The sequence below is a fragment of the Prevotella sp. P5-126 genome (genome assembly GCF_002251185.1).
Taxonomy (GTDB): domain Bacteria; phylum Bacteroidota; class Bacteroidia; order Bacteroidales; family Bacteroidaceae; genus Prevotella.
Map to the genome: position 1 here is coordinate 1 of NZ_NPIZ01000107.1, position 9535 is coordinate 9535.

Genomic DNA, 9535 nt, shown 5'->3' on the forward strand with positions numbered 1-9535 from the left:
TTAGAAAGCGGGCTATCATAGAGACCGTTAACGATGAACTTAAGAATATTGCACAGGTGGAACATTCCAGACACAGATCTTTCGACAACTTCATTGTCAATACTCTTGGAGCTTTGGCAGCATATTGCTTCTTTCCTAAGAAACCTACAATTGCCGTTCAAAGGACTATTGATAGACAATTGACCTTATTCTAATTCGTCGAACTCACGTTAATTATATACAATTATGGCTAAAAAAACATCGATACACATTTGCGCTGCCAAGTATGGTGCCGAGAAGCACAACAGACGCGAGAAGGAGATGAAGCATGTTCATCCCGAGTATTCAAATCTTAACAAGAGTTGGGAAGCTGAGGACTTCAAGTCGGTAGCCGATGAGATTCGCAAGGCTAAGGAACGCTATTCCAGCCATCATTTCTGTCGTAAGGCGAAACTTGATGAAAATGGAAAACAATTGACAACACTTGCTTACGATAAAAAGACGGTCGACCCAATCGTTGACCCTAAAACTGGACTTCAAAAGGTTGTTCCAGAATGGGAACTCGACTTGTCGAAACCCAAGAAGATGCCCAAGAATGCCGAGCCTGTCCGTGAAGGTGTTGCTGTCATCACAGAGAATACGACGATGGAGCAGATGAAGACTTTGGCTAATCAAATCGAACAGCGTTGGGACATCAAGACCAAAGCCATCTATGCTCACCTTGATGAAGGCCATGAGCATTTGGTGACGGATAAGGATCATCAGCAGGGTAAGTATCTCGATTCTGCAGAAGGTTCGACAATCTTTCTCTGGAACCACCATGCTCACTATGTTTTTGATTGGACTGACCATGAGACAGGCCAGTGCATCAATCTAAACCGTCATGATATGTCAGAACTTCAGGATATGTTGGCTAATACTCTCAAAATGGAGCGTGGCAAGAAAAGTGACAAGAAATGGCGCGACGCTCATACTTTCAAGGCTGAGCAGGAAGCCATTCGTGCCAAAGAGGTAGCAGAATATACTGAACGTAAGAAAGCAGAAGTGAAGCAGATTCAGAAGAACATAGAAGCCAGTAACAGTAAGTTGACCAAACTTCAGGAAGCCATCGACGAATTGCTTTCTGCAACGAGTGTTCCAGAAGAAGAACTGGAGGCGGTACCATTTGCTGAAATGACATTCTCCTTCCAAGGTTCAAAGGAACCGTTGACCGTTAAAGACCTTATTAACATGACATTGTCACGACTTGATAGGGAAATCAGCACACCTATTCCTATATTGAAGCGTGAAGAATGGCAAAAGGAACGCAATGCCAAGGCTAAAGAGATTGTTACCACCCTTCAGAGCCAGTTACTCAGCGTATCGAAACTGCACAAAAAGAAAATCAATGATGTCGGCAAGAAGATGTATCTCGATGTCAAAAGGAAGATTGCCTTAGCTGCTAAGACGGACAAGGAGAATATGGCGTTGAGACAACGTATCTCGGAACTCGATGAAAGAGCAGTAGCCCGTGAGAAAGCCAAGACCCAAATTGCAGAACAAAAAGCCAGGGAACAGACCATGAGAGCAGAGAAGGCAGAAAAGCAAGTGGAGGAATCAGTAAAGCGCTTGTCAATGATGGAGAGGTTCATCAGTCAAGCAGGAGCAACGGAAGCCTTTGTTAATTGGAGTAATCTCTATGGTCTTGTCGAAGAAGCTGCTAAAGCATTAGTAACTTGGGCGCTAAGCAAGAAACTTGTATTCACCAATAAGGATGAGCGTACAATAGGCCAGGGAATTGTTGCAAAATGCCAACTAGAAGGATTAAATCCATCCGATGAAAATAATCGTCAGAAGGCGGCAAAAGGCATTGCGGACATTGCAGATTCCATTGTCGGTGAAATTAGTCAATTCAAATGGGATATTGCCTTACGTCGTATGGACCAACTAGCCTCTGAAATGAGTATGTCTGATAATAATTGCCTTCTCATAAAGGGTAGCACATCAAAACGCGGTCTTGGGTAATGGTGTTAAACATGTTTCATTTAAAAACCTCGTCAATAGATTTCTAAATTTGTGTGTAGACTGCGTTGCGAGATGTTTCAAAATTTACTATTATGATTTTTCATACGCGTTTCAATATAAATTTCAACTATTTTCATTATCTTTGCAACAACTTAAGAAACAAACGATGCTGAAACGATTCTTCCATATATGCGTCTTAGTTCTGCTACTCAACGCCTGTGGTAGTAGGGAGGCTCAGCGTTTGCTTGACCAAGCAGAGGCTGTTATAAATGAAAACTCCAGTGAGGCTATCACCATTCTCGACAGCATTAGCAATGACGGACTATCCCGCAGCCAGCGTATGCGTCGTCTGTTGTTGCTTACCAATGCCCAGAACAAATGCGATACGGTTTTCCGTTCTGACAGTATCCAAAAACTTCTCGTCAATTATTATGAAAGCCACGGTACTGCCAACGAACGAATGCTTGCCCACTATCTCCTTGGACGCGCTTACCAAGATATTCATGACTACCCTAATGCTCTGAATAATTATCAGAAGGCTGCAAATCATGCAGATACGACAGACATTGAATGTGACTATGCCTTGCTCAGTAGAGTTTATGGGCAGATGAGCGATGTTTTCTACCACCAAAATCTGATTGAAGAAGATTTAAAGTTTAATAATCTTGCTATCAGATACTCATGGAAAGCAAAAGACACACTCGCTGCAATATTAGGTATGGCGGGAAATATAGCAGCCTATAAAGGAATGGGGAAGCCTGACTCTGCACTATCCATTTGCGAACAAGCATCCGTGCTCGCCAGAAGATATGGATATAAGAACTTGTCTGCCGGAATCTTAGGAGGAGCCATTACGATACTTGTAGAGAAAGATTCCTTGAACAAAGCCAAGACCTTCATGGACATATACGAATCAGAATCCGGTTTCTTTGACGAAAACCATGATATAGTTAAGGGGCGTGAGGTTTACTATTACCCTAAAGGACGCTATTATTTGGCTGTCGGGAAATATGATTCTGCAGAACACTATTTTCGCAAGGAACTCCGTGAAGGTAAGGATTTCAACAACCAGAATGCCGCATCAAGAGGTCTGGCGCTGCTTTTCCAGAAGACACATCGGCCAGACTCTGCAGCCAAATACGCGCTTTACAGTTATACGATGAACGATTCCGTCTATGCTAACATGGCAACGGAAGAAGTGGAACGGATGAAAGCCATGTATGACTATTCGCGTTATCAGGAATCAGCCCGATTGGCCAACGAGAAATCTGAAAAAATGCACAAAAGGCTTATGGTCATCGGCTTTTCTACGTTTAGTATCATCGCTATAACCTTCATTGTTATACGTAGGGAAAGAAAGAAACGTATAGCGGCTCTCCATCATTACAAACAGAGTATTGCCGAACTTGCCAAGGCACAGTCGGAAGTCATCAGGCTTAGATCCCATGGAAGAAACATAGAAACAGCCCTCTCGCAAGCACAAAGCAATATAGAGGAGTTAAACAATTACACTTCAGAATTAAATCTTTTGATAGAGAAAAAGGAGATAGACATTGAGATTCTACGGAGTGATATTGAGAAATACCAGAGCAAAGAAACTAAAGAAAGGGAAATTGCAGAGGCGAAACTAAAGGATTCGGAAATCTATCACATTTTTGACAAGTTGGCGGAAAAAGGAAACCTGCCTTCTGCTGAAGAATGGCAACAAATGTATATGATGGTCATAGACTTTTTCCCCTCATTCTATCAGTTTATATCTTCCAAGAAATATGCCTTGAACGAAAAGGAATTCAACACCTGCATCCTTATCCGTCTGCATTTCCGACCAAAGGACATCTGCAACTTGCTTGGAGTTTCATCTGCCTATATCACGAAAATACGCAATACGATGATGAAAAAATTATTCGGTGTTGAGGGTAATTCCAAGAAACTTGATGAAGAAATATTGGGTCTTTGAATCGTCTGTATGTAAGAACGGCTTCATAATCAGTCAATTACATTGAGGTTAATTTTTGGTTAATTATCTCTGTTGTTATTGTTTTGGCATCATAATTCAACGATGTAATTTCGCATGCAAATCAAAACAAAACAACGATGAAAAAGATTCTTATTTTATTCTTTGCTGTCTGGTTAGGCAGCATGGCTTCAGTAAAAGGTAACCCCAAAATCTTGCACTCCTCGATCATTGACGAAACGCCCATTTATCCAGGCAAGCCAAAAGCACCTGCTCGTCCGCTGACCATTGACATCACGGGGCACACGCTCACCCTCTTCTATCCGTTTGAGGAAATCATTTCTGTGGAACTCTTCGACGAAGACGAGAACCTGGTCTATACCGATTGGCTGGCTCCGGGTCAGACTTCTCTCGTTTTCCCTTCCACATTTACAGGAGAATACGCCATCCGCCTCACCGTCGGTTCTGTATATTATATAGGTGTAATTGAACTGTAAGCAGAGCGAAGATGAAAATAAGAGTTTTCATTTCTGCTTTATCATTGCTATTTGGGATAACATCGGTCTATGGTCAGGTGAACCTGTCTGAAATGGTTCCGGCATCAACCGACAGTTTACAGAAGAGCAGAATCCGTTACTTCTCCCCCGGTAAGGGAGGGAGTAACAAAGTGTGGGACTTTTCCAGGAAACTCGGATCTAAGGGGGCAGAACAGGTGATGTTTATGAAGGACAGCACAGGCGTGGTCTCCGTCATTGAGCCTGGCAAAATCCGTTATTATCGGGCAACCCCTGACACGCTCGTTCTCGTCGGCAGTGAGTCAACGCTGGAGAAAAGGGACTATGCCCTGAGTAAAACCACAAGGAGACTCCATCTCGTATATGGAGACTCTATCGGCAAGCCGTTCAGATGCGAGGGGATGTACTGCGGCGACCATCCTTTCCGTGAGGTCGGCACGACAACCGTCAAGGTGGATGCCGACGGCTCTATAGTGCTGGCGGAGAACGACACTCTGAGGAATGTGCTCAGGGTGCATACCATCGACTCCTACTCCATCTGCATGGACATCGACTCCGCCGCCCTCGACACCGCAAGGCTCGCACAGGTCATTGACGAACGCTACGAGTGGTATCTGCCCGAATCGCAGTATCCCGTTATCGAGGACGTGACAAGCACCAGCTACTTCAACATGGACGTTGTGGGAACGACGAGATATGCCTACTGCAACCTGCCCTCAGACCAAGTGCCATATTATATAAGCCAGACGGACTTCCCGTCAGACGATGAGCAAGAGGGATTCGCTGACGGGGACGCGCAGGACGACGGAATCATACATTACCAGATAGAGACACACGGGAAGGTAATACAGATGGCATACGACCTTGACGAGGACGCCACCATCACAAACATCGTCGCCAACCACATGGGCATGCTATGCGTAAGCAGGCAATGGACACAAAACGCAGGACAGGGGTATTCCACACAGATAGACTGCAACGGACTGCTCCCGGGAGTGTATATCCTCTATATCAACGTTAACGGAAAAGTATACAGCGAGAAAGTGACACTATGAAAACAACAGCAATTAAAACCGCAGCATTATTATTACTGGCGGCTCTTTCTTGTTATGCCAATGCCGACGACACACAAGATTTGAGAAATATCTATAACAGCCTTCTGCCAGACTTCCAGAATCTGACTCCAGAGGCAAGCGCGCTTGGACAGTATGGGAAATACAACAACTCGGGGTACACTGGTGTGCCGAACATTTCTGTACCCTTATTCGACATATGCTCAGGAGACTTCACTATGCCTGTAGAACTGTGCTACGATGCGTCAGGCATAAAGGTTGACCAGCAGGCAACGTATGTTGGACTGGGATGGAACATGGTTATGGGCGGGAGCATCAGCCAGATAGTATGTGGAAAGAATGACTTTAACCAGAATTCATTTAGCATAAACCCAAGTTCGATAACCAACTTGGACCTGCTCCAGACTGTATTGCCTGGAATAGGATATACACCATATTACTGCATAGCAGGCCTTCCCCTTGTCAGGTTTCCTTCAGTTCCTGCAAACCCCTCTCTCTTCTGCCAGCCTATAGAAGAAGACCGAAAGAAGTTTGACATCCTGAGAGATGTCTCAGACGGGGTAAGAGTCCCGGACATATTCCAGGCTTCCTTTTGCGGGCATAGAGTTTCTTTTGTCATCGACACTGGAAGCAAAGAGGCAAGGATTATCGGAAACGACGCAACGGCTTACAGAATAGAACTAAAGGATTATACCGGCTCCTATCCTCACAGCATAGAGATTACGGACGACCATGGGCAAATGTACGTCTTTGCCGAGGCGCCAAAGACTTCCATGGAGGACAATGCGTCATACAATCTGGCGGAAATAAGGAATGCTGCGGGCCGATGCCTTGCAGAATTCAAATACTCCGAAAAGGGATACAGTCTTTTACAGTCCTATTATGAGACCGTAGGCAAGCGCGACGAAAACTCCGACATGCCGATAGCATCGGAAGCAATTCGGGAGATATTCATAAAGCGCAACCAGCCAAGCACGCTGGTATATGGCATTAGGGAATACTATCCTGACACCATTATAACCGACAAAGAGACAGTAACGTTTGCCTATGGAAGCAGGGAGGACATAAAGTTTGCGAAAAGAATAGACAGTATAACCGTAAGGTCAAGCGACAACGGCACGATATTGCATACTGTCGCTTTTGCCTATGGATACCATACGGAAAGCGAATATGAGCACACGCTTTGCAGCAAGTACGGATATACAAACGTGTATGGCTTTAAACGGCTAAAATTAACTGACGTTACGGTTGACGGAAAGAAATACTCATTCGGATATAACGATGCGCAAGAATTGCCTTCCCGAATAAGCATGCGGCAAGACTTCTGGGGGTATTACAACGGGAAGACCAACGCTGACGGCCTATGCGCTTCACCAGAATACAAATATGACTATGATGGCAGGCTTACAGGTATTGAGACTGTTGGGCCGGCTAACCGTTACGCTAACGAATTGTACTGCAAGATTGGAACATTAAACCAGATTACATACCCTACCGGCGGCTTCACGTTGTTTGAATATGAGATAAACCACTTTGACGATGAACACGGAAAATATTACTACCCGTCTGCCAGTTCAAGCGTTAAGATTCCGAGGACGGTAACATGTGGTACAGGCTATAACGGAACAGGCTATAACAACACACCAGAGACGAGGGATTTCGACATCGACCAGGCAGTGCCCGTCGAAATATCCTCTGGATCTTCTTATTTGCCTTCGCCACAGCAATACTACAAACTTGACCTGGGCATCGTCGGCAAGGATTCCACAGGACAAACCGTATTCTCAAGGTATTATACTAAATATAATGACATGGAGGATTTCAAGGAATCATGCGTGCTTCCCAAGGGACATTATGTGCTGTCATGCAAATTCAGCACTGTGGCAAGTGGATTAATAACTGGAGGACGCATTCAGGTAACGCTTCCGCCTGCATACGTCGAAGATACATCTATTGCCGATGCCAGCGGAAAGTCTGTCGGCGGTGGGCTAAGAATCAGGACAGTAGAGAACTATGACAGCGATGGTGAGATGTTAGGATATACACGCTATAGGTATGAAGAAGGAAAACTGCTCATACCGACAGTTGACAAAGAGCACATCGACATGCAGTACCTCTTTGCCAGCAAGCCTGCCAATCCTTGTTTCTACTCCATACCGTCAACCCTGTACTGCGCCTTTTACTTTATAACCTCCGACCCGAAATATCTTGCTGTTTGTTCTTTGGAATGCCCGGATGTCGGCTACTCTAAAGTTACTAAGGAGAATTACGACAAGGACGGGCAACTGATGTCATATAGCACAGAGAATTTCCATAACGACGGGTGTCACAGTGTCAACAACGGCATTTTCGGAGTAAACACGGACGGACTCAACGGAAAACTGACAGAATCCGCGACATTTTCAAGTGACAGTGTGCTGATGCACAAGATTTGCTATTCTTATACGGTAATCGGCGGCAGCCCTGCCTTGAGCGATATGGTTTTCTTCCCTTGGGCTCGATGCTCAGACATGAGTCCCGGTAGCAGTGCCTTGGATGTATATTACAAATACGCCCTGATCTCCAAATCTCCCTTGTGCGCATTGCCCTCAAGCGTCACCGAGACTGGCTATGTTGATGGTGTGGCGATGAAACCAGTAACTACAACTTACGAATACAATGAAAACAATTACATGCCCTCCAGCATAACAAAGAGCGTTGCCTTCAACGCCAACACGGAGGAGACATGCCTGACAAGGTATTGGTACCCAGGTGATGCGGAAGCCGTCAACTCAAACACGGCATGCCTGACAAGCGCGCATTGTATCAGCGAGAGAGTAAAGGCTCTGCAATACAGGAACGGGAACACAGTTGGCGGCTACAGGAATCTTTACATGCCGCTTTCAAATGGCTTGCCGGTAGTCAGCAAGAACTATTCCATAACTCCTAACAACAGCGAGGTTCTTGAACTGGACGTGACAGACTACGACGACTACGGAAACATCTGCGGTTATAAGAAGAAGGACGGAACTCCCGTTGCCGTAATATGGTCTTACTGCCATCGGCTTCCTGTATTGGAGATTGTCGGCAAGGCATATTCCGAAGTAAAGGCAATGTCGGGCATTGTCGACATTCTGGAAAATGGAACTGCCGCCACAGAAATAACAAATGCTACGGAGTCTCTTCACGCTGCCCTGCTGAATGAGAGAGCCATGGCGACAGCTTATGAATATTCCCCATGGCATACTCTTTCATGTGTCATCAAGCCTAACGGAGACAAGGCGAAATACCGCTATGACACCTATGGAAGACTGGAAGAAGCACGTGACGCTGACGACAATATCCTTCAAAAATATAACTACAACTACAAGACTAACTAGTATGAACAATATAAAACTATTACTTGCACTCCTGCTGTACGTTCCTGCCCTGTGCTCTGCTCAGACGGCAACGGAGAACTACGTCAAGACAGTGACGATGCTTGACGCGGACGGGACAGACTCGCTGCAGGCGGTGCAGTACTACAACGGGCTGGGCTATCCCACACTCTCCGTCGCCACTGCCGGCACCGACGGAGGGACGGCATGCACCCTGACGACATACGACGGAGCGGGGCGCGAGAAACGCAGGTATCTACCCGTGCCGGCAAACGGTCTTGAATATATCCCCGTGAACGGTGTCACGTCCATGGGCCTGTTTTATCTTGACAACGGCTTCTTCACAGAGAGCCACTACGACGCGCTCGACAGGGTGACAGCAGTCGACATCGCAGGAGACACATGGAGACAGGCGGGAAAGCAGGACAGGACAGAGCATCTCGCCAACACACTGTCCGACCTCGTGCTGCACTACGAGGCTCCCGAGGACGGATCGTACAGCCTCACGCTCCCCGAGAACACATCATCCTTCGAGTACTATCCAGAGGGAACGCTGGCAAAAGCAGTGTCTTACGATGCCGACAACAGGAGCACAGCCGTATTCACCGACCTGCTCGGGAGGAAGATTATGGAGCGCACCGCAGCAGGAGATAC

7 protein-coding genes are annotated in these 9535 nt (G+C 46.0%); all 7 read left to right on the forward strand.

The genetic code is table 11. The features are described 5' to 3' along the window. Window positions 1–194 (forward strand): transposase (locus CIK90_RS12365; RefSeq protein ID WP_216820902.1); only part of this gene is annotated, 194 nt, incomplete at its 5' end. A gap of 31 nt (window positions 195–225) precedes the next feature. Next, complete coding sequence (locus tag CIK90_RS12370; RefSeq protein WP_094435020.1) at window positions 226–1983, forward strand: phage tail tape measure protein; 1758 nt, start codon at window positions 226–228, stop codon at window positions 1981–1983. 166 nt (window positions 1984–2149) lie between these two features. After that, window positions 2150–3940 carry a hypothetical protein gene (locus CIK90_RS12375; protein ID WP_094465667.1) on the forward strand — a complete coding sequence of 597 codons (1791 nt, stop codon included), beginning with the start codon at window positions 2150–2152 and terminating at the stop codon, window positions 3938–3940. A gap of 137 nt (window positions 3941–4077) precedes the next feature. Beyond that, window positions 4078–4434: a hypothetical protein gene (locus tag CIK90_RS12380; protein WP_094390555.1), complete on the forward strand. Its 357-nt coding sequence runs from the start codon at window positions 4078–4080 to the stop codon at window positions 4432–4434. A gap of 521 nt (window positions 4435–4955) precedes the next feature. After that, the gene (locus CIK90_RS14005; RefSeq protein ID WP_144007284.1) at window positions 4956–5507 is read left to right on the forward strand and encodes a hypothetical protein; all 552 of its coding nucleotides are present in this window, start codon (window positions 4956–4958) and stop codon (window positions 5505–5507) included. Beyond that, window positions 5504–8884, forward strand: coding sequence for a hypothetical protein (locus tag CIK90_RS12390; protein ID WP_094390557.1), 3381 nt, complete (start codon window positions 5504–5506; stop codon window positions 8882–8884). Before CIK90_RS14005 ends, CIK90_RS12390 begins: the two co-directional genes overlap by 4 nt. A 1-nt stretch (window position 8885) precedes the next feature. Beyond that, the coding region (locus CIK90_RS12395) for a DUF6443 domain-containing protein (protein WP_144269539.1) at window positions 8886–9535 on the forward strand (650 nt) is incomplete at its 3' end.